The following is a 21493-nucleotide window of genomic DNA, read 5'->3' as shown; positions in this document are numbered from 1 at the left end:
AAATATTCTGATGATAAGCGCCGGTAACTTATTTTAAAGCTTCCGTCAGCAACTGGTTAGTAAGTTTGGGATCGGCCGTGCCTTTCGATTTCTTCATTACTTCTCCTACAAACAGACCAAGCAAGCCTTTTTTTCCACTTTTAAATTCTTTTACCTTGTCAGGATAAGCTGACAGAACTTCGTTGATTAACGACTGTAACGTATCTGTATTGCTTTGTTGAATCAAATTGTTGGCTTCGGCCAATGCCAGTGCCGTTTCGGTGGGGTTATCAAGCAATAAAGGGAAAAGCTTTTGTGCAGCAGTTGAACTGCTGATCTTGTTTTCGTCAACCAGCGAAATCACTTCAGCCAATTGAGCGGGTTTCAATGTAAGTTCATTGATTTCTATGCTTTTCTCGTTCAGATATCCCTTAATAGTAGAAGTAAGCCAATTAGCAATGGCTCTATGGTTTTTGGTAAAGCGGGCAGTTTCTAAGAAATACCAGGCAGTGTCTTTATTATCGGTCAGAACAGCAGCGTGCTCTTCTGTAATGCCGTATTCCTGTATAAACTGTTTAAATAACTGCTGCGGCAAGGCCGGCATCTTGTTCTGAATGGTTTGTAGCCATTCCTCCGAAATTCTGATTGGAGCAAGGTCAGGTTCAGGGAAATAGCGGTAATCGTTCATGGTTTCTTTTACCCGCATGCCGTAGGTTTCACCTGTGTCGGCATCAAACATACGGGTTTCCTGAATAATCTCTTCTCCGGATTCCACCATTCTTACCTGCCGCTTGAACTCAAACTCTACGGCACGTTGCAGATTTCTGATTGAGTTCATGTTTTTCACCTCTACTTTTGTGCCCAGTTTCTCAACTCCAACCGGACGAATAGAAATATTCAGATCGGCGCGCATAGAGCCCTCTTCCATATTGCCGTCGCAGATATCCAGATAACGTACCATTTTACGAATTTCAGTCAGGTATGCCCCAGCTTCTTCGGCACTTTTCATACAGGGTTCTGATACAATCTCAATCAGTGGGGTACCTGCGCGGTTATAATCCAGCCGGGTATATTCGGTATCTCCTTCATGGACTGATTTTCCGGCGTCTTCTTCCAGATGAATATGGTGCAGTTCAAGAAATCTCTCTTTGTATTGTTTTCCCTCTTTAAGCCTCACGGTTACACCACCGCCTTTACAGATGGGGTATTTATCCTGCGATACCTGATAGCCCTTAGGGAGATCAGGGTAGAAGTAGTTCTTACGGTCGAAATAGTTGTTCCGGGTTATGTCGCAGCCGCAGGCCAGACCCATTTTTATGGCATACTCAACCGCCTTTTTGTTTAATTTGGGCAAAACACCGGGATGCCCCAGTGTGATAACACTGATATTAGTATTTGGTTCGCTGCCAAACCGGTTAGAATCAGAAGCAAAAATTTTGCTTTCGGTTGAAAGCTGGCAGTGTACTTCCAGTCCTATAACAATTTCGTATTGCATGAAAAGTGGTTAAATGTAGAGGCTGTTATTTATCAAAGCCCGGTCTCACAAATTTACGAGCATTAGGGAAATCTTTCTCTATTTGTTGGCGTAGTTTTTCTAATTGAAACAAGATTTCCGTGATTTTATTCACTTTTTCAGGGAAATGCACCTGTAGTACCAGCCATGCAGCCATACTACGGTCAATACTGATCAATGTTAATTTAGCTTTGCCGTTGTAGTAGTCTACCATGAAATCGCTCAGGTTGTCTTCAAAAAACAACTGGCAGGCATTTCGTATCTTGATATATATAAGGCTTTGATACCAGTTAATTACTTCAAAGGCATCTTCAATCTGCGATAACGCCTCTTCGGCCTCTTCAACCGAAAGCGCTCCTTTGTTCAAATCGTTCTGAAACTCAACGCCTTTCCCTTTCATAAATCCCTGTTCTTCTCTCAGAAAAGAGCCATAAAGGCGGGTATATTCCCGGGCGTTTTTTACATTCCGGTGTTTATCAGCTTCTTTGTGCGGGTCTCGGGCGGGTGTATTGGTATCAACCTGGCTTACTATTTCTTCCCAACTCAGGCCTTTATCTTCTATTACCTGTTTAATTAAATCGGTGGTTTGCTTAAAAACCTCCGACAAACTGTCGCCCGTACGGCTTTCTTTGTTTTCCTGTTGTTTACGCATGGCAAAGTTCATGCATTTTTCAGTAAAGGCACAGCGTTCACACCAACTATCGCAATAGTTGTAAATCCCGTCGATAAAATCAGGATTCTTCAGAAATTTCAGAAAATCTTTTGGTGTCTGGCCGCTCATTTTCAAAGCCCCGATTGATCGGAAAACGAAATATAGTTCAAACTTAAGGCTATTTTTCAAGAAGTTCAAACCCTAAAGTATCAGGTCTAAACTTCTATAAAACCGTTTATCCATTTCTTGTAGCAAGCTAATACTATTGTTTCGTAAGATTGCCTTATCAAAACTCGTATAAAGCCCTATAAGTTTCATCGAACCGGTTCATCGAAATGAAAAATATTTTCCTCATGAAATTTGCTAAAACTTTCTTACCTACACTATTACTTGTTAATACTTTTGTGCAGGCGCAACAATCTGCGGCAGTAACCTCAAGTGCGAATAGCACACCCGGTGAAAAAATCGGATTACAAGAGGCCGTCAATGTAGCTTTGAAAAACAACCTTTCTATTAAGCAAAGTAATTTGGCTGTAGAGAATGGTATTAACACACTTGATCAGTCGAAATGGGCCAGATACCCCAATCTGAACGGAACTGCCAACCTGAACCTGTTTACCGGTCGTAACATCAACCCCTATACCAATGGTATCATTACCAATACGGTTGGGTCAAACGGATTCGGGCTTTCGTCGGGCGTAACGGTTTTTGACGGTTTCCAGACCAGAAATAATATTGCCCTCAACCAGACGAATCTGGAGGTAGCAAAACTGGATTTGCAAGCCATGAGAAACCAGATTACATTGAATGTGGTGGTAGCGTATCTAAATTTGCTTTCGCAGGAAGATCTGCTGGCCATTGCCCAAAGACAAATAGAGGTTTCAAGAATACAATTAGAGCGTACGCAAAAACTGGTAAACGCCGGGTCGGTTCCTGAAACAAATCTTTTTGATATTCAGGCGCAGTTGGCTAATGATGAAGTGCAGGTTGTAAATGCCGAAAATGCTATTATTTCTGCCAAGTTAGCGTTGAAACAATTGCTTAATTTAGCGGCAGACAGAAACATAGATGTGGTAAGAATTGAGGTGCCAAACCCGAACATACAGCCGTATCCGAACTCTTCTGCAGAGGTATATGAAATAGCCCAGAGTTTTCTGGCAGAGGTGCAGGCAGCTGATATGCGTGTAAAAGCAGCTCAGAAAGGTGTGGATATTGCAAAAGGACTGAGGTCGCCGGTTGTTACCGCTTTCGGAAACATGAATACGACGTCTACTACAGCAGCAGAGAAAGTAATTGTAACACCTACTATTATTGAACAAGAGGCAGGATATGTTAATATAGGAGGAACCCGCTACCCGGTTATCGCCGTGTTGCCAACCACTTCAACTTCAACTGAAAAAATCGGGTATATCCGCCAGTTGACAGGTAACCTTAATACTTCGGTAGGATTAAGCATCAGAGTGCCTATATTTAACGGCTACAATGCTAAATTCCGTACAACGGGTGCCGTAATACAACAGAAACAGGCTGAGGTACAGGCTGAAAACGTACGCCTGCGTTTACGTCAAGACATAGAGACAGCGTATGTAAATATGAGTAATTCGGCGAAGAAATTTTCTGCCTTGGGTAATCAGGTGCGTGCATTGGAAGAATCTTTCAGAGCTGCAGAATCAAGATTCAATGTAGGATCATTAAACTCTCTTGACTACAGTATTTCAAAGACGAATCTGGACCGTGCCAGAGCCAACCAGATTCAGGCTAAATATGATTACATATTCAGAATTAAGATTTTAGATTATTATCAGAATAAACCACTTAATTTCTAAGCCTTTTGCCTTTGGGTCGGAGACTTAAATACTTACCTTATTACTAATTGTTACAAATTTATTTTCTCAATGAAAAAATCAAATAGAATCTGGTGGATTTTGGGCGGAACAGTAGCCCTGTTTGTAATATTTCTATTGGTTGCGAAATCGGCCGGTTGGATAGGTAAAGAAAAACCTACCGAGGTTGAAATTGTAAAAGCCGGAAAAACAGATATCATTGAAACCGTTTCGGCTTCGGGTAAAATCCAACCCGAGGTTGAAGTGAAAATTACACCTGACGTACCCGGTGAAATTATCGGCTTGTATGTAAAAGAGGGTGATTCTGTAAAGAAAGGCCAGCTATTACTTAAAGTACAGCCGGAGAACTATATCTCGATTACGCAACGCGCCGAAGCGATGGTGAACCAGTCGAGAGCCAGTGCCGAGCAGGCAAAGTCAGCCATATCTCAGGCAGAAGCACGGCTCATCAGAACACAGGCGGAGTATAACCGTCAGAAAAAACTGTATGACGACAAAGTTATTTCGGCCTCTGATCTCGAGATTGCAGAAACTAACCTGAAAGTAGCCAGACAGGATGTGTCAGCCTCTAAATCTAATCTGGAAGCAGCCACTTTCAATATCAGAAGTGCCGAGGCCGGATTAAAAGATGCCTCAGAGAATCTTCGTAAAACGAGCATCTATGCCCCTATGAACGGTATTGTATCTAAACAATCTGTAGAGTTGGGTGAGCGCGTAGTAGGTACCTCTCAAATGGCAGGTACGGAGATGCTCCGCATTGCTAACCTGAACAACATGGAAGTGAGAATCAATGTTAACGAAAACGATATTGTGAGAGTAAGCCTGGGTGATACCGCAAATATTGATGTTGACTCGTACTCACTTACCGGAAAGAAATTCAAAGGTATTGTAACCGAAATTGCTAATACGGCTAATGGTGTAGGCGGAACGCTTGCGGCGGCGTCAAGCGCGACCGATGCAGTAACCGAGTTTGAAGTAAGAATCAGAATCTTACCTGAGTCATACAGAGATTTGATAGACAGAAAAGCAAAAAAAGTATATCCGTTTAAACCGGGTATGACCGCAACTGTAGATATCATTACCGAGAAGAAAGAAAAAGTATTGAGCGTGCCGATTGCAGCCGTAACCACGCGTGACGGAAGCAACGAAGAGAAGAGCGAAGAGAAGAAAGAACAAGGCCCGCCAAGCGACCAAAGTACCAATGAGCCCGAAAAGCCGAAGAAAAAAGAGGCACCAAAAGAGGTAGTTTTTATAGTAGGTAAAGACAGCAAAGTAAAAACGCGTGAAGTTAAGACGGGTATTACTGATACTGTTGCCGGAACAATTGAGATTAAAGAAGGTTTGAAAGAAGGAGAGGAAATTGTATCGGGACCGTTTATTGCTGTATCGAAAAAACTGAAAGATGGTGACTTAGTAGGCAAAAAGGTAGAAGGTAAAGACAAGAAAAAAGAATAATTACTATATCAATTCAGCTTATCAGAGAGACTGCCCCAGGGTAGTCTCTTTGTTTTTTCAAGGCTTTTGGTTTACTTAGCATCTTAAACTTATAGGTGGCGGAGTTGATTCATTTTTTTGTCCGTTACATCAAACGTTTAGCTGAAAAGACATGAAAATCACAATAATAGGAGGAGGAAGCTGGGCTACGGCGATCATAAAGATACTAAGCGAGAGCAATGTGCATATCAAATGGTGGATGCGGAACAGCGAAGATGCGGAACATATCAAGCGATTGCATCACAACCCGCATTACCTGAGCAGTGTGGAAATTCACCCTTCAAAAGTGAAACCCTATACCAATCTGAAAGAGGCCTTACGGGATACCGAATGGGTTATACTGGCGGTTCCGGCGGCTTTTCTAACCGATGCCCTCAGAACAATCAATAAAAGCCACCTGCAGGGTAAAAAGGTGATTTCGGCCATTAAGGGGATGATTCCGGCTACTAATCAATTAGTAACTGACTGGATAGAGGAAACGTATGAAGTCCCCGCTGAAAACATCGGTGTGATAGCAGGCCCCTGTCATGCAGAAGAAGTGGCCTTAGAGAAACATTCTTATCTTACCATTGCGTCACCCAATCTCAAACTGGCCAATGATTTTGCTGATATACTGCGTTGCCGCTTTGTGAGTACGTCTGCATTGGCTGACTTATATGGGGTGGAATATGCCGCCGTTATGAAAAACATAGTGGCGTTGGCCTGTGGAATAACACATGGACTGGGCGGTGGTGATAATTTTCAGGCAGTGATGGTAGCCAATGCCATGCAGGAAATAAGCCGGGTGGTTGATAAGATTAATCCTATGGAACGCAATCTGAGCGCGTCTGCTTATCTGGGCGATTTACTCGTTACGTCTTACTCGCAATTCAGCCGCAACCGGACCTTCGGAAATATGATTGGCAGGGGATATAGTGTGCGGGCGGCCCAATTGGAAATGAACATGGTGGCTGAAGGCTATTATGCCACCAAAAGTATTTATGAAATGCTGAAGGAGTATGAGCTAGACATGCCTATTGCCGATTTCACCTATAAGATTTTGTATCAGCAAGCTCCGCTTAGAAAAGAGTTTGAAGATTTAAAAGCCAGATTGAAATAGTATCAATTGTAATTTTATTCCTGACACCTGTTGAATAACACAATATGCCAACTTACGAACAAGTATTCGAAAACAATCTTGCCTGGTTGAAAGAAAAAAAAGGCAGTAACGCATCTTTTTTTGAAAATCTGGCCAAAGAACAGCGTCCTGATTATCTGTATATCGGCTGTAGCGACAGCCGTGTAACCGCAGAAGAACTGATGGGAGCAGGACCCGGTGAGGTTTTTGTACACAGAAATATAGCCAATCTGGTTAATGCTACTGATTTAAACGTGATGTCGGTTATTGAATATGCCGTGCGGTCTCTGGAGGTGAAACACATTGTTATCTGTGGTCATTATAACTGCGGGGGCGTAAAAGCAGCCATGGAGCCCGTAGACATGGGCTTGTTGAACCCCTGGCTGCGAAACATCAGAGACGTTTACCGGCTACATAAAGACGAACTTAATGGCATTAAAAATGTGCCTGAGCGCTATGACCGTCTGGTTGAGTTAAATGTACAGGAGCAATGCATTAATGTGATAAAGCTGGCAAGTGTGCAACAGCAGTATCTCAAAAAAGAATATCCCACTGTGCATGGTTGGGTTTTTGATATCAGAACCGGACTATTGAAAGATTTGAATCTGGATTTTGAAAAACTCCTGAAAGGAATACAGGAGATATATTATCTGGGAGATTAAATAAACGGGGCGCTTTTCAGGCGCCCCGTTTATTTGTTATACTTTATTGATTAGTCGAGTAACCAGAAAAACCACACCCGACATGATGCCCTGCACGGTTGTCAATACGCCCATACTCATATTCGATTTCTCATCGATACCGTCTGTCATAAAATGGTGAATGCTCACACTTATGGAAACGATAATAATTCCGCACAGAACTGCCGTTATAATGCTTTTCATGAAATCAGAAATCTTCGGATTCTTTCTCAGCAAATAAATACATCTGATCGTCAGGAAGAGGGGTAAAATGCAGATAACGACTGCGTAGGCTATTTCCATACTCTTATAAAAAACTTCTGATTTTAGCCGCAGTTGCCGCCAGTTCTTCCTGCGATAGTTTTAGTTTATGATTAAAATTCATGTCGCTCATGCTGTTCATCGGTATCAGGTGTACGTGGGCATGAGGTACCTCCAGGCCAATTACTGCTACGCCAATGCGTTTGCAGGGAATAGCTTTTCTGATGGCCGGCTCTATGCGTTTGGCAAATTGCATCAGGCCTGTATAAAGCTCATCGTCCAGGTCGAAAAGATAATCTATTTCTTTTTTGGGTATCACTAATGTATGACCCACTGCGCAGGGGAAAACATCAAGAAACGCCAGAAATTGGTCAGTTTCAGCGATTTTGTGCGCGGGGATTTCGCCCGCGACTATTTTTGAAAAGATAGAAGGCATATTTGACTTTACTAATTTGCGTGCAAGGTAATAAATTTTGAGGTAATTGGTTTTTACGAAAAGATAAAAACGGGATAGCATGACGGTCTATTTTAACAAATCTGTAAGTGCATCTTCCAATTCAGGGAATTGATACTGAAAAGCCAGTTCTTCGGCCATTTTTTTGTTTTTAATATAGTTACCTCCCAATAAGGCCTTTGATAGTTCGCCCAGCACCAGTTTGAGGGCAAAGGCCGGAACATCAGGCACCCACAAGGGTCGTTTCAGAATTCTGGCAGCGGTTTCGATGAGTTCGTGGTTCTGCACCGGATTCGGCGCTACTGCATTATAAGGGCCGTGTATGGTTTCGTCTTCAATGCTTTGCAGATACAAACGGCAGATGTCGTCAATGTGTATCCAGGAAAACCACTGCCTTCCACTGCCGAAAGATGAGCCTATTCCCCATTTAACCGGCAGCATCATTTTGGGCAAAGCGCCGCCATCCTTGCTGAGTACCATACCTGTTCTGATGCTTACCGTACGCCGGGCAGGAGTAAAGTTCCTTGTCTCTTCCTCCCATAGTTTGCAGCAATTTGCGAGGAAATCGTTTCCGATGGGGCTGTCTTCATCTAACCGGTTTTCGCCGGTGTCAGTACCATAGTAATTGATACCCGAGGCAGATATAAACGCTTTTATTTTTATGCTCTGTTCTTGCAGATGCCGTTTGAGCAACAATATGGGCTTAACACGCGAATCAACGATTTCCTGCTTTCTCTTATCGGTCCAACGTTTATCGGCAATGCCTGCTCCTGCCAGATGAATGATGAAATCAATGTTTTTCAGAGCCTCCGGCTCAATATATCCTGTTTCTAAATTCCACCGGAATACTTTTACACTGGGCACGTTCTCTTTTCTCCGGCTCAGAAATGAGACCTGATATCCTTTCTGTAAAAGAAGCCCGGTGAGATGCCTGCCGATAAGCCCGGTGCCCCCGGTTATTAAGATATTCAAGGTTTTATTTAATTAGTTGCAGTTTTATCAACACCAAAATACGGCAAAATGTTTAATTTATAACTGTATAATTCATTACCTTTGGCAGCCTGTTTCTGCAGCAGAAAATCATGTAAAAAGTCTTAATCAAGTTATACGAAATGAGTGGTCCGCAGCCCAAAGATTATCTTAAACTTCATTTAATTGTTGTTATTTTGGGCTTTACGGCTATTCTTGGCCGGCTGACCGAAGTCTCTGCCCTGGGTGTTGTTTTCTGGCGCACTTTTCTGGCGTCGTTGGGTATGTACCTACTGGCGCGGGTTCAGAAAAGAAATATTCTTATTCCATTCAAAGACAGCCTTCCATTATTAGGAGTAGGGGCTATTATAGCCTTACACTGGATGTGTTTCTTTGGTTCGGCACGGGCGTCAACCATTGCCATCAGTCTGGTAACTTTTTCGATTACTTCTTTTTTTACAAGTATTCTGGAGCCTATCGTAAAGAAAACAAAAATCAGTAAGGTAGAGGTACTTCTGGGTGTTTTAGTGGTGCTGGGTATGTACTTTGTTTTCAAGTTTGAATACAAGTACCTGACAGGCATTATAATCGGAACAATTGCGGCCTTTCTGGCAACTGTTTTTTCTGTACTCAATGCACAGCTCACGCAAAGATATGATTCACAAACCATTACCTTTTACGAGATGACCGGAGCCTTTCTGGCATCATGGGTGTTTATTCCCATCATTATCTTTGCCGCTCCCGACACACATTTTCAACTCATACCCAGCCCGACAGACTGGATATGGATAGCCATTCTGGGACTGGGATGTACCGTTTATCCTTATAACGAAATGCTGAAGCTGCTGAAGAAGATTTCGGCCTTCACGCTTAATCTATCCATTAATATGGAGCCTATCTATGGTATTCTGATGGCCTACTTCATTTTTGGAGAAAGAGAACGCATGACCACCGGTTTTTATATAGGAGGGGTTTTGATTCTCCTTTCGGTAGTGCTGCATCCGTTTCTGAAAAGGGCTGAATAGAGGCGTTAATTACTAACCCGGCTTTCTTCTTCATTCCTTACGTTTTGTCTGATTTTGTAGCCTGATTTGCCAAAATGATAAGTCAGAGCAAAAACTACGCGTTGATTTCCATTCCAATGAGAAAATTCATTATCAATGATACTTTTCTCCCTGAAAACCATCCGGAAATAATAGGTATTAAAAATATCCTGAAAATTAAGTTTGGTGTTCAGTTTCCCTTTTAGCCATGTTTTCTGCAAGCCTAAGTCTATGTAATACACAGGCTTAAAAATATAAAGTCCGGTACCTCTGGTAGAGGTATAGAGGTAGTAAACATCAAACGAAAAGTCTTTCGCTAAAGTGAATACCTGGCTGCCATTAATCATATAGTTCTTAATCGGAATCTGGTACACCTTTTCATGGTAAGGAGTCTGTTCTTTTTTATAATACAGGCCTATGTTGTGGTTCATGCGCCACCATTTTTTTATGGTAACAGACCAGTTGGCTTCTAACGTAGCGAAATCATTGTAGGGCAGGTTTCTACCCAGGTACTCCAATACGTTGGTAACGCGGTTGTATTCAGGGTAACGTGTCATAGGGTCTACTTCGCGGCCCAGATTAAACAACACGTAGTAGTTCTTGTGTGTATAAGTAAGGCTTAATTGCTTGGTTGTAGAGGGCAAAAGGTATGGATTACCCACCCAGTAATTCAGCGGACTGAGATAGAACCGGAAAGGATTCAGCAGCTCGAAGTTCGGTCGGGTCATCCGGTGTGTATAAGAGGCTGTTATTTGATGGTCGTTAGCAAATGGGTACGAAAGATTAACACTGGGCAGCCATTTTAAGTAATTGCGTTCGGTCGCCTGGCCCGTAGTTATCATATTGGCTATGCTGTGGGTGTGTTCGGTGCGTAAACCTGCCTTGTAGGTCAGTTTTCCCCATTTGTGCCCGTATAAGGCATAAGCGGCCGAAATATACTCGCTATAATGAAAATTATTGGTACGACCCGGGTCAAGTACAAAAACGTTGTCTTTGCTTAGGGTATCATACACCAGATCATTTTTAGTGCCTATCAGGGCATATTTGGCACCTGCTTCTATTTTGCCCTTACCTATGCTATTGCTGGCATCTACCTGAGCAGAGCGGATTGCAATGGTATTCTGTAAATTGGTTTTCCAGTAATTCAGCAAATCGCCGGTCAGGGTTTGTGTATTTTTAATATCCTCGTTCCTGTGATTATTTACCTGAGACACAATTCCTAATACATGCCATTCGCTTTTAGCGGTTTTGAAATCATAACTTAGATTAATACTATAATTGGTTTGTTGGGGAGTGTGCTTATTGATACTGCTGATGTTTGACAGCACATATTCATCGGTAGCTTCCGTAAAGTGCAGGGTGTTGTCGGCTAGCGCTTTCCGATTCAGCAGATTAGTGCGCAGAACAAGCCCGATACTATGATTTTTGTTCGGATGGTAGTCTGTTTCAAACTGTAGATTAAGATTGTTGTGAGTAGTTTTTAACCAGGTATCGGTGCGCATAATATTGGTATTAGCCTGATGTTGCAATGCCCGATACCGATAGACAGTAGCCCCGGCCTGATACCCCAACCTTGCGGTATAGGCAATTTTAGATTGATTGTAAGTCAATACAAGGTTATTGTTGAGCAATGTGTAGATATTCTGTTGTAAACCGGCAGTGTAGTTGCCAATCCAACCCAAAGATTTATCGCGTTGCAGTTTAATATCAATAATTGCCTTGTACTCGGCATCATACCTGCCTGACGGATTGGAGATTAACTCAATAGAAGCGATCATCTCGGGAGTAAGGCTATTCAGGTAATTTTGTAGTTGCTCCGGGCTCATGGGCATAGGTTTACCGTCAACAAAAATGGTAGGAACTACTCCACCTGCCATAGAGAGGCTGCCATCGCTATTGATTTGTATACCGGGCATTTTCTTCAAAATATCGAACCCATTGGTTGATGTGCTAAAAAGCTTATTGCCTGCAATAGTTACGGCCAGTTTTTCATCCGACTGCTGAATCTGTATTTTATCAGCTCTGATATTTACTTCATTTAATAATTGATTGGTAACAATCAATGCCGTTTCATTCAGCAGTAAAGTTTGCGGATTGTCGTTTTCTACCAATAAGGGTTGATACTTTCTCTGATATTCTATCGATGAAAAAAGCAGCACATAACTGCCTTTCGGTATAGTGGTTATGCGAAAATAACCTGATGAGTCTGTAACAGCCCCCCTCACCTGAGCCGAATCTTTGGCTGTCAATAAAGAAACGTTCACAAACGGAATACCCTGTTTGCTGGTGTTGTCAATAACTTTCCCCGAGATGGTGACCTGAGCCAAGGCCACAGAATGAATAATGATAAGTAAGATTGTTGCTAGTGATGATTTTGACATGACAATTACATTTAGACAAATATTTGCCAAATGTAATTTTTGAAGAAAACAGACAGGTTTCGGGATTAAGATTCAGGAGTTCTGAATTATAAAACCGGACTTTTGTGAAAATGCGTGTAGGGCTATATTGCTGATAGGCAATAGTTTATGCTTTAGCTCTTTTTTCTGCTTTTTCTTTGTAAAGCATGGGCGTGGTGTGCTTCAATTTTTTGAAAGTTGTATAAAAAGTAGATTTTGAATTAAAGCCAACGTCGTAGCCGATGGCCTCGAGGGTCAGATTAGGCTGCCCGATAATCATTTGGCAGGCCTCTTCGATACGATATTCGTTGATGTAAGTCGAGAAACTTTTACCCAGATTATCGTTTAATAATTGCGATAACTGATGCCCGGAGATATTGATTTTTTTCGATAAATCATTCAGCTTAAGATTCGGATCTTTATAGAGTGCCTGCTCTTGTAATAATTGCTCTAGCTTACGAATTAAAGTGGCAGCCTGCTCGTCGGCGATTTTCTTATTGGCGTATCGGTCTTGTGGAGCAAATATATAAGTATCCATTTTTTCTTTTTTCAGCAAAAACAGAATACTGATGTAAAGAATAAATGTAAAAGAGAGCGGTCCGCTGATATAAAACCCTTGAGCAATATTGGCCAAAGAAAGAATATAACTGATAAGAATAATGGTATTACCTATAAAAAGCAGTAACTGAAATTGCTCTGAAAGACTTAGTTTTTCCTGTGGCTTACCCAGCTTTAAAAATATATCTTTTATGCTTAGCCCGGCAGCAAGGGTATATAAAAGCCACTGCAAATAAATAATTCTGATAAAATAAGGCCCCCACAAATGTGGGTATTCCTGATAGGTAAATACGATACCTGTTGGTACAATGATTGCCAGATGAATGGCAAAGTTCCATTTCCAGTAGGCCGGAATGGCGATAATCTGTTCCCGGATGGATTTGATGAGGTAAAACAGGGTAGGGCCGATAAAGAAGCATGCCGACAATCCTATCTGTAGGTAAATTTTAGCCAGATCGGGCTTGAAAACCAGGAAAACCGATTTGCCGACCCTGATACTGAGGCATAGCAATAACAAGCCTAAAAGGATACTGGCGAAAGTACGGATTTTTTTAAGAAACAGAAAATAAGCAGCTAGCAGCAGGCCATTGAAAACACCTAAACCGCTAAAGAAAAACATTAACTCCTGCTTAATATTCATGATTCCCGATTTTTAGCATAGCTTTTCTACAAAAGTATCTAAAATATTTAAAACGATGCATTGTAGGGTACAAACAAAAAAGGTCTTTCAGCATGCTGAAAGACCTTTTTTGTAAATAATTCTCAGAATTATTTTTTACCGTAACGTTTGTTGAATTTATCAACACGACCGGCTGTATCAAGTAATACGTTTTTACCAGTGTAGAATGGGTGTGAGTTAGAACTAACCTCTACTTTGTAAACAGGGTATTCTTTACCATCTTCCCAAACGATGTTTTCTTTGGTATTAACACAAGAACGTGTTATAAATTTGTAGTCTGTCGACAAATCCCAGAAAACAACTGGTCTATAATTTGGATGAATATCTTTTTTCATTGCTGTATTTGTATTGAACTTCTAAAATTCGCTGAAACGGGTTGCAAAAGTAGGAATATTCTAATACAAAACAAAGTAATTCAAAAAAATATTGTTTTCTTTTTTTGTGCCTGCGGTTATCTGCCTTAATTGAGATAATAACTAACTCAGTACCTCGCGCAAAACCTGAAAGGATTTTATTTCACCAAAATCTTCTACATGTAATTGGTAAAACAGAATAATTACTTCTAAAAGGTGGTTTCTGGCTGCGCGGCTCATCAGAATCGGCGTCTGGTAGTCTGCTATTATGAGTTGATTCAGTAATGCCTGGTATTCGGCATCGAACGGAACCAGGATGTTGGCTTCTTTCAACTGCATTATAATTTCACCGGCATCCTGTGGCGAAAAACCCTGAAAAAAGGAGTACTTCAGCAGGAAAATGAGATGGAAATTCTCGAAATGATGTTCGGTTTCATCAAGAAAAATGAGCGAATGATAGAGGAATTCAAACAATGAATGGTTTTCGCTGGTTTCTTTCAGTGTTTTGTTCAGAATTTCGTCAAGAAACATTCCGATGCTCGATTTGTAGACATCATAAGGCAGTGTTTTAAACGGAAAACCAGAATGAATTTCTGAAATGCGATGAATCTCTTTTTTATCGTCATGATACAGTACCAAATCGAGCAAGGTAAGCGGTTGAAAGAGCGCAATTCTGTTTTTGCCTTTGCTGCTTCGCACGCCGTTTTCTATATACGATTGCACGCCAAATTTTTCAGTATAAATTTTGGCGATGATTGATGTTTCGCGGTAACGAATATAGTTAATGACTATTCCCCGGGTTTTGTATAGCATGATAAAGTAAAAAAAGAAACAGGAGTATCCACAGTACATCAACAAAATGCCAGTAGATACTTATTAGCCTGAGTTTCAGTTGATTTGGCGGGTTGACGCTATATACATAAGAGTCAACATATTCCATACGCTTAAAGGCGTCACGGTTGGCAACTCCCAAAGCTATAATACCTCCTAAAGCATGCACCAGGTGTAGCCCTGATAAAATATAAATGAACATACCGCCGGTATTGTTGCTCATAGTAATGCCGCCTGTAATCATTTGTCTCCAACCCAGTGCCTGCAAAATCAGAAATGCGATACTGCAAATGAAGGTAAGGCTCAGGTTTAAGCGATAACTTCTGAACCTTTCTTCCTTGAACGCCTTGGTGGCCCAATGAAGAGTAGAACTGCTAATTAGAATTGCAAAGGTGCTGCCCCAGAAAACCTCCGGTATTTTTAAGGTAATAGGACGGTTGCCGAGTTCTTTGGCAATAAAAACAATGAGAATGAAAAAAAACAACAAGCTGCTGCTGACAATGCCCAGGTAAAGCATGAATGAAAAAGGTTCACGTCGTTTGCTTAGCTGTTTCAACATTTTCTTTGGTAGTATTGCGGTCAGTTCAGATAACCTTGCCACAAGACAAAGTCAGGAAATTGTGCTTTTAAGTCTTTTTCTGTTTCAAAAATGCCATAAACAGTTGAACCTGAGCCAGTCATGGAGGCATACAAGGCGCCCTGCTGATACAATATTTTTTTTGTCTCGGCAATGGCAGGGTACTTTTGTAACAGCATCTTTTCAAAATCATTTTTAATAAGATTCTTCCAGTCTGCTATAGGTTGCATCAGCGCTTCTTTTAATGGCATTACCGGTTTTTGAGGCGTTACTCCGGCGTATGCCTCGGCTGTCGAGATATGAATGGCCGGATTGACCACCACAATGAATTTACCTTTTAAATTTAGTGAAAATTCTTCAAATTCATCGCCTTTATGGAAACAATATACGGGGCGGTTTTCAATAAAAAAGGCACAGTCAGAACCCAGCCGGCGGGCATAGTGCTGCAAATCGGCGGTGGTGAGCCCCAGACTGAAAATTTCGTTCAGTATTTTCAATGTGAAAGCGCCGTCGGCAGAGCCTCCGCCTAAACCTGCGCCCATAGGTATGACCTTGTGCAGATGAAACGTAGCTGCCTGATTAATTAGACCCGGGTGATTGTTTTGTAACAAATGATAGGCTTTCAGGCATAAATTATTGCTTTCGTCTCCCGGAATAGGAAATCCTGAGCTTTGAAACCGAAGCTGCTCTGAAGGAATGATTTCCAGCGCATCGCACCAGTCAATCGGGTAAAAAACCGACTCAATATTATGAAAACCATCGGGCCGTTTTTCTACAATATTAAGCCCTATATTTATTTTAGCATTTGGAAAAGTAAGCATCTGTCAGAAATAAAACCCAAATTTAGCAGGCGTAATTAAAAATACAGCAAATCGTTTTTTGCTTTTGGAAAAGTAGCTATATTTCTTGATTGTTTCAGAGGTAGCCGGAACATAAATTCCGGCGATTCCGGCATCGGGTTGGTACTGAGCAGATTAGAAAAAAGTGACGAACAACGAGAAATTATTTAGTGATTCGTGAGAACTTCTGCAGGCAGTATCAGCGTTACCCATTTACCTAATAAAAAAATAGTTTGTTTGCATGTCGTCCCATCATATTGTAAGAGAGAAACAAGAACCTGCACTGATTATCGCTAATGGCGAGGCATGCAGTTTTGAGCTGTTGGGGCAATTGCTGGAGTGGAGCCCGTTTGTTGTAGTGCTGGACCAGGCTATTCACCGGGTAATGGAATTGGGAATTAAAGTAGATGTGCTGATGGGTGATTTTGATAGTAATATTGACTTAACAGAGATTGAAAAAAGCCAGTATCCGATTGAAATCATTCATGCGCCGGATCAGGAAAAGACAGATCTCGAAAAAGCCTTTGATATGTTGATAACCCGGGGCTTCCCGGCTGTGAATGTAGTATGGGCAACAGGCCGTAGAGCGGATCATTCCATCACCAATATGACCAATATTGTACGTTACAAAAGTAAACTTCAGATAGTTTTGGTTGATGATTACTCGGTGATTTATCCTTTATTGCCCGCCCCTAATGTATTTGAAAAGTGGTTTGCCAAGGGTACAACTGTTTCTCTGATTCCTGTAGGAACAGCCGAGGGCATTAAGACTGAAAATCTGTTGTATGCGCTTGATAATGAATCGCTTATAATGGGTTACAGAGCAGGGAACAGCAATGAAGCCGCAAATGACGGAATTGTGCGGATTTCGTACCGCCAGGGAGACCTGTTATTGATGGAATGTCATGATTAAATCGGGAATTTTCAATGTGGATAACTTTTTCAGAATTTTTCTTTTTTTCTGAAAATTATATATTTACATTTGTTAATGTAACAATCTACCTAACCGTCCTATATAAAAGTTGTGTTGAAAAGGTCAAAAAAATTGTGCACAGCTTTGTGGATAACTTTTTAATTTGGCTTTTTTCTCTCTCCCCAAAAACTAACTGTTTGATTATTAGGTCTTAACATTTTCTTAATATTTGACTTTTTTACTTTTGCTAAAAAGGTATAGAAGTGAGGTTTTTTCAAGCCTCCAGAATTTGTTAGTTTTACATACTCAAAATGAAACCTGAGGGGAATTTCTGGTTTTGTCTGTGAAAGAAAAGTGCGGCTTACTTTGCTAGTCTAAAAATTTAAACCCAAAAAGTGACAGGGAGTCACCGATAAGTATAAATCATAATTAATGCTGTACCTTTTAAAACGAGTCTGGGCCGTTTGTGCTTGGTCAAATAGAAGTATTTTTGAATCCAAACCCATTACAAAGACGACCTTATGTATGTAATTAAACGAGACGGACGCCGCGAGTCGGTAAAGTTCGACAAAATCACAGCTCGAATAGAGCGTTTATGCTATGGCCTGGAGCCGGCATTTGTCCAACCCGTTGAAGTAGCCATGAAAGTTGTAGCCGGTATTTATGACGGGGTAAACACCTCAGAGTTGGATAATCTTGCTGCAGAAACCGCCGCTTCGATGACCACAAAGCACCCCGATTATGCTATTTTAGCAGCCAGGATTGCTATTTCAAATCTTCACAAAAACACTTTGAAGTCTTTTTCAGGGACCATGAAAATGCTGTATCAGTATGTGGACCCAAAGACAAGCCAGAATGCTTCTTTAATTGCGAAAGACACCTGGAAAGTGATTCAGAAACACGCGGCAACGCTTGATTCTGCCATTATTTATGACCGCGATTTCGGATACGATTACTTTGGTTATAAAACATTAGAAAAATCGTATCTGCTTAAACTAAACAGTAAGATCGTAGAACGCCCGCAACACATGCTGATGCGTGTTTCGGTGGGTATTCACGGTGATGACATTGACCGCGTACTTGAAACTTACGAGTTGTTGTCTGAACGTTGGTTCACACATGCTACTCCTACTTTGTTCAATGCAGGTACACCTAAACCTCAGCTTTCGTCTTGTTTCTTATTAACGATGAAAGAAGACAGTATCACGGGTATTTATGATACATTACGCCAAACCGCGCAGATCTCTCAGTCGGCCGGTGGTATAGGCCTTGCAATACATGATGTACGCGCAACAGGGGCTTATATTAAAGGCACTAATGGTACATCTAACGGTATTGTACCTATGCTGCGTGTTTTCAACGATACCGCCCGTTATGTTGATCAGGGTGGCGGAAAACGCAAAGGCTCATTTGCTATTTACCTTGAGCCCTGGCATGCCGATGTTTTTGAGTTCTTAGACTTAAAGAAAAACCACGGTAAGGAAGAACTACGCGCCCGTGATTTGTTCTACGCTCTTTGGATCTCAGACTTATTCATGAAGCGCGTTGAAGCCAACGACACCTGGTCGTTGTTCTGCCCGCACGAGGCTCCGGGTCTGTCAGAATGCTATGGCGAAGAATTTGAGAAGCTATACGAGAAATACGAGCTGGAAGGCCGTGCCCGTAAGACGATCAAAGCGCAGGATTTGTGGTTTGCCATTATGGAGTCGCAGGTAGAAACCGGCACACCATACATGTTATACAAAGATGCGGCCAACAAAAAATCTAATCAGAAGAACCTGGGTACTATCAGATCTTCAAATTTGTGTACTGAAATCATCGAGTATACCTCGCCTGACGAAGTAGCTGTTTGTAATCTGGCGTCTATTGCTTTGCCGAAATACATCGTAAAAGACACTAAAACAGGCTTTTTGAAATTTGATCATCAGAGATTATATGAAGTTACGAAAGTAATTACCCGTAACTTGAATAAAGTAATTGATATCAATTACTATCCTGTCCCTGAAGCAGAGCGCAGTAACCTACGCCACCGTCCTATCGGTCTGGGTGTGCAAGGTCTGGCTGATGCGTTTATCACTTTAAGAATGCCGTTTGAGTCTGACGAGGCCCGTCAGTTGAACAAAGACATTTTTGAAACGATTTACTATGCTGCCATGGAGGCATCGATGGAATTGGCCATCAAAGAAGGACCCTACGCAACATGGGAGGGATCTCCGATTTCGCAAGGTATCTTCCAATTCGACATGTGGGGCGTTACGCCGACATCAGGTCGTTGGAATTGGGAAGAACTTCGTGACCAAGTGAAGCAAAACGGTGTGCGCAACTCACTTCTGGTAGCTCCGATGCCAACGGCGTCAACCAGCCAGATATTAGGTAACAACGAGTGTTTTGAGCCTTATACTTCAAACATCTATACCCGTCGTGTACTTTCGGGTGAGTTTGTGGTGGTAAACAAGCATTTGTTGAAAGACCTGGTAAAAATCGGCTTGTGGAACGATACCATGAAAAACAAACTGATTGCAGCTAACGGTTCTGTACAGGCTATATCTGAAATACCACAAAATTTGAAGGAAATCTACAAAACAGCGTGGGAAATTAAGCAAAAAACCATTATTGATATGGCGGCCGACCGCGGGGCATACATCTGCCAGAGCCAGTCGTTGAATATCTTTATGGAAAATGCCAATTTCGGTAAATTGACTTCTATGCACTTCCACGCATGGAAATCAGGTCTGAAAACAGGCATGTATTACTTACGCACCAAAGCGGCTACTGATGCTGTGAAATTTACAGTAGACAGACAAGCCATTGCAGAAGTAGTACCGGCTGTTACAACCGTAGAGGAAAAACCTCTGGATTATGCTAAGTATGCCGAAGAACAAACGGCAAAAGCTGCCGCCGCTTCTACTTTCAGTAGTGACGAAGACCTTCAGTACGCTGCTATGCAATGCTCGCTTGATGACCCTGAAGGGTGCGAAATGTGTGGTTCATAAGGATTCCGACTTCTTTCTTTCTTAATCATTCAGTGAAAACCACCTCGCAAGAGGTGGTTTTTTTATTTTAGATTTATAGCGATAGGTACTAGTTATATGCCGACAGACTATTTCAGTCCAAAATCATATCTTTCATCCACCACGCGCATCAACATTCCTATCTGACCGCAATGCCAAAGTGTGTGTTTAATGTTCCAGTCGAGGGCTTCAAATTTGGTTTTAGCTATGGGATGGGGCATGGGAGTGGGAATGAGCGGCTTGTCCAATTCTTCTATGGACAGAGATTGAATGATACCGACGGATTTTTGTTCTATCAACTCAAGGTGTTTCTTTAAATCTTCCGGATTTGTCTTGCCTATGGATTGATGGGCAGAAGTATTATGAAATAACTGTGAATATTCTTTCATAGGAACCTGTTGCAGGATATCCGGTTGATGCCCTACTATTACCATAACCGAGTGGTAATAAAAACTGATAATCAGGTGCCCTGCCTGCCATGTAATGATTCAATTACGGCGGGGATAACATCCCATTTGTGTTCTGGAATGGTGAAAAGAAGTTTGTTTACCCAGTGATAGGCGTCTTCGGTTTGTTTAGCTAATAATTCAATCTGGTTCATGATTTGATAAGATTTTCTTCATGCAAACCTATTGAATTTTATATATACTATTCGTTGACCTAGGTCAATAAAGATGTAGCGCTTATTTTTTTTCTGATTCTGCTGATGGTTTCGGGTTTTATATGCAGGTAGGCAGCAATCAGATATTGCGGAACCCGTTGTGCTAAATCGGGTCTTTGAGCAATCAGTTTTTCGTAGCGTTCCTGGGCTGTGTAAAGAAGTAAAGATTTAATTCGGTCATGCGCCCGTAAAAATAGTTTTTCATTCATCATTCTGCTCATTTTTTCTACGAACGGGTATGAATGCCCCAGCTTTTCTAAAGATTGCCTTGTAATGATGTGTACAACACAAGGGTCTAATGCCCGTATTTCTTTTTGCGAAGGTGTATGTGTCAGAAAGCTGTAATAATTGGTTATAAACCCGTTTTCAAAGCCGAATTCGTCAATTATCTCCTCGCCGTCTTTATTATAAACACAAACCATAAGGCCTTTTTCAATCAAACCTATCATGTGGCATGCTTCCCCCTCCGCAATAAAGACTTCGTTTTTTTGCAGTTCCTTTTTATTGAACTCAGATAGAAAAATGGTGGCTTCGTCGTCCGATAAATCAAAAAGCGAGCGAATCTGTTGTTTGAGTTTTTCCAAGATAGACGGTTTTAAGTCAATGCTTTTCAAAACTAAGCAACAGTAGTTAAATATACAAAAAAGCAGAATCCAACCTCGTTGG

Annotated in this window: 21 protein-coding genes; 7 read left to right on the top strand and 14 right to left on the bottom strand. The window is 41.5% G+C overall.

The features are described from left to right. Positions 1-28: 28 nt before the first annotated feature. Together gatB and AC1RRY_RS12400 are read right to left on the bottom strand one after the other, a co-directional pair. Positions 29-1474: an Asp-tRNA(Asn)/Glu-tRNA(Gln) amidotransferase subunit GatB gene (gene gatB / locus AC1RRY_RS12405; protein WP_492820352.1), complete on the bottom strand. Its 1446-nt coding sequence runs from the start codon at positions 1472-1474 to the stop codon at positions 29-31. 25 nt (positions 1475-1499) lie between these two features. Beyond that, positions 1500-2273, bottom strand: coding sequence for a hypothetical protein (locus AC1RRY_RS12400; protein WP_492820354.1), 774 nt, complete (start codon positions 2271-2273; stop codon positions 1500-1502). A gap of 224 nt (positions 2274-2497) precedes the next feature. Between AC1RRY_RS12400 and AC1RRY_RS12395 the strand changes: the two genes are divergently transcribed. The 4 genes from AC1RRY_RS12395 (at position 2498) to AC1RRY_RS12380 (ending at position 7261) form a co-directional block, all read left to right on the top strand. Then, on the top strand, positions 2498-3970 hold the full coding sequence (locus tag AC1RRY_RS12395) for a TolC family protein (protein ID WP_492820355.1): 1473 nt from the start codon (positions 2498-2500) through the stop codon (positions 3968-3970). Positions 3971-4039: 69 nt separating this feature from the next. Further along, positions 4040-5443 carry an efflux RND transporter periplasmic adaptor subunit gene (locus AC1RRY_RS12390; protein WP_492820357.1) on the top strand — a complete coding sequence of 468 codons (1404 nt, stop codon included), beginning with the start codon at positions 4040-4042 and terminating at the stop codon, positions 5441-5443. A 151-nt stretch (positions 5444-5594) separates the two neighbouring features. After that, positions 5595-6581, top strand: coding sequence for an NAD(P)H-dependent glycerol-3-phosphate dehydrogenase (locus AC1RRY_RS12385; RefSeq protein ID WP_492820359.1), 987 nt, complete (start codon positions 5595-5597; stop codon positions 6579-6581). A gap of 44 nt (positions 6582-6625) precedes the next feature. After that, on the top strand, positions 6626-7261 hold the full coding sequence (locus AC1RRY_RS12380) for a carbonic anhydrase (RefSeq protein WP_492820361.1): 636 nt from the start codon (positions 6626-6628) through the stop codon (positions 7259-7261). A 36-nt stretch (positions 7262-7297) separates the two neighbouring features. Here the strand turns inward: AC1RRY_RS12380 and AC1RRY_RS12375 are convergent, their stop codons facing one another. The 3 genes from AC1RRY_RS12375 to AC1RRY_RS12365 all read right to left on the bottom strand — a co-directional run bounded on the left by AC1RRY_RS12375 (position 7298) and on the right by AC1RRY_RS12365 (position 8966). Next, entirely contained in the window at positions 7298-7582 is a 285-nt protein-coding gene (locus AC1RRY_RS12375) for a hypothetical protein (RefSeq protein WP_492820363.1), read from the bottom strand. A 4-nt stretch (positions 7583-7586) separates the two neighbouring features. Then, complete coding sequence (locus tag AC1RRY_RS12370) at positions 7587-7976, bottom strand: HIT family protein (RefSeq protein ID WP_492820365.1); 390 nt, start codon at positions 7974-7976, stop codon at positions 7587-7589. Between the two features lie 87 nt (positions 7977-8063). After that, positions 8064-8966: a TIGR01777 family oxidoreductase gene (locus tag AC1RRY_RS12365; protein WP_492820367.1), complete on the bottom strand. Its 903-nt coding sequence runs from the start codon at positions 8964-8966 to the stop codon at positions 8064-8066. Positions 8967-9106: 140 nt separating this feature from the next. On the opposite strand from AC1RRY_RS12365, the gene AC1RRY_RS12360 reads away from it, so the two are divergent. Continuing rightward, positions 9107-9988, top strand: coding sequence for a DMT family transporter (locus AC1RRY_RS12360; RefSeq protein ID WP_492820369.1), 882 nt, complete (start codon positions 9107-9109; stop codon positions 9986-9988). Between the two features lie 5 nt (positions 9989-9993). Here the strand turns inward: AC1RRY_RS12360 and AC1RRY_RS12355 are convergent, their stop codons facing one another. From AC1RRY_RS12355 to ispE, 6 genes are all read right to left on the bottom strand, one after another. Further along, a complete protein-coding gene (locus AC1RRY_RS12355; RefSeq protein WP_492820371.1) occupies positions 9994-12387 on the bottom strand; it encodes a TonB-dependent receptor domain-containing protein in 2394 nt (797 codons plus the stop codon). Positions 12388-12532: 145 nt separating this feature from the next. Beyond that, a complete protein-coding gene (locus tag AC1RRY_RS12350) occupies positions 12533-13603 on the bottom strand; it encodes a helix-turn-helix domain-containing protein (protein ID WP_492820373.1) in 1071 nt (356 codons plus the stop codon). Between the two features lie 128 nt (positions 13604-13731). Continuing rightward, the gene (locus tag AC1RRY_RS12345; RefSeq protein ID WP_492820375.1) at positions 13732-13977 is read right to left on the bottom strand and encodes a type B 50S ribosomal protein L31; all 246 of its coding nucleotides are present in this window, start codon (positions 13975-13977) and stop codon (positions 13732-13734) included. A 141-nt stretch (positions 13978-14118) separates the two neighbouring features. After that, positions 14119-14808, bottom strand: a complete 690-nt coding sequence (recO, locus tag AC1RRY_RS12340) for a DNA repair protein RecO (protein WP_492820377.1) — start codon at positions 14806-14808, stop codon at positions 14119-14121. Next, the gene (locus tag AC1RRY_RS12335) at positions 14777-15385 is read right to left on the bottom strand and encodes a cytochrome c oxidase subunit 3 (protein ID WP_492820379.1); all 609 of its coding nucleotides are present in this window, start codon (positions 15383-15385) and stop codon (positions 14777-14779) included. Before AC1RRY_RS12335 ends, recO begins: the two co-directional genes overlap by 32 nt. Before the next feature lie 20 nt (positions 15386-15405). Continuing rightward, positions 15406-16224: a 4-(cytidine 5'-diphospho)-2-C-methyl-D-erythritol kinase gene (ispE, locus tag AC1RRY_RS12330; protein WP_492820381.1), complete on the bottom strand. Its 819-nt coding sequence runs from the start codon at positions 16222-16224 to the stop codon at positions 15406-15408. Between the two features lie 259 nt (positions 16225-16483). On the opposite strand from ispE, the gene AC1RRY_RS12325 reads away from it, so the two are divergent. Further along, entirely contained in the window at positions 16484-17155 is a 672-nt protein-coding gene (locus AC1RRY_RS12325; RefSeq protein WP_492820383.1) for a thiamine diphosphokinase, read from the top strand. A 521-nt stretch (positions 17156-17676) separates the two neighbouring features. Next, positions 17677-20148, top strand: coding sequence for a ribonucleoside-diphosphate reductase subunit alpha (locus tag AC1RRY_RS12320; protein WP_492820385.1), 2472 nt, complete (start codon positions 17677-17679; stop codon positions 20146-20148). 107 nt (positions 20149-20255) lie between these two features. Here the strand turns inward: AC1RRY_RS12320 and AC1RRY_RS12315 are convergent, their stop codons facing one another. Genes AC1RRY_RS12315 through AC1RRY_RS12305 form a run of 3 tightly spaced genes read right to left on the bottom strand, consistent with a single transcriptional unit; the run spans position 20256 to position 21411 of the window. Next, on the bottom strand, positions 20256-20600 hold the full coding sequence (locus AC1RRY_RS12315) for a hypothetical protein (RefSeq protein WP_492820387.1): 345 nt from the start codon (positions 20598-20600) through the stop codon (positions 20256-20258). 26 nt (positions 20601-20626) lie between these two features. Continuing rightward, complete coding sequence (locus AC1RRY_RS12310; RefSeq protein ID WP_492820389.1) at positions 20627-20767, bottom strand: hypothetical protein; 141 nt, start codon at positions 20765-20767, stop codon at positions 20627-20629. A gap of 59 nt (positions 20768-20826) precedes the next feature. Beyond that, a complete protein-coding gene (locus AC1RRY_RS12305; RefSeq protein ID WP_492820391.1) occupies positions 20827-21411 on the bottom strand; it encodes a Crp/Fnr family transcriptional regulator in 585 nt (194 codons plus the stop codon). Positions 21412-21493: the final 82 nt, after the last annotated feature.

It is taken from the genome of Emticicia sp. GW821-FHT11C11 (assembly GCF_058808615.1).
This window is presented reverse-complemented; position numbering and strand designations above follow the sequence as displayed.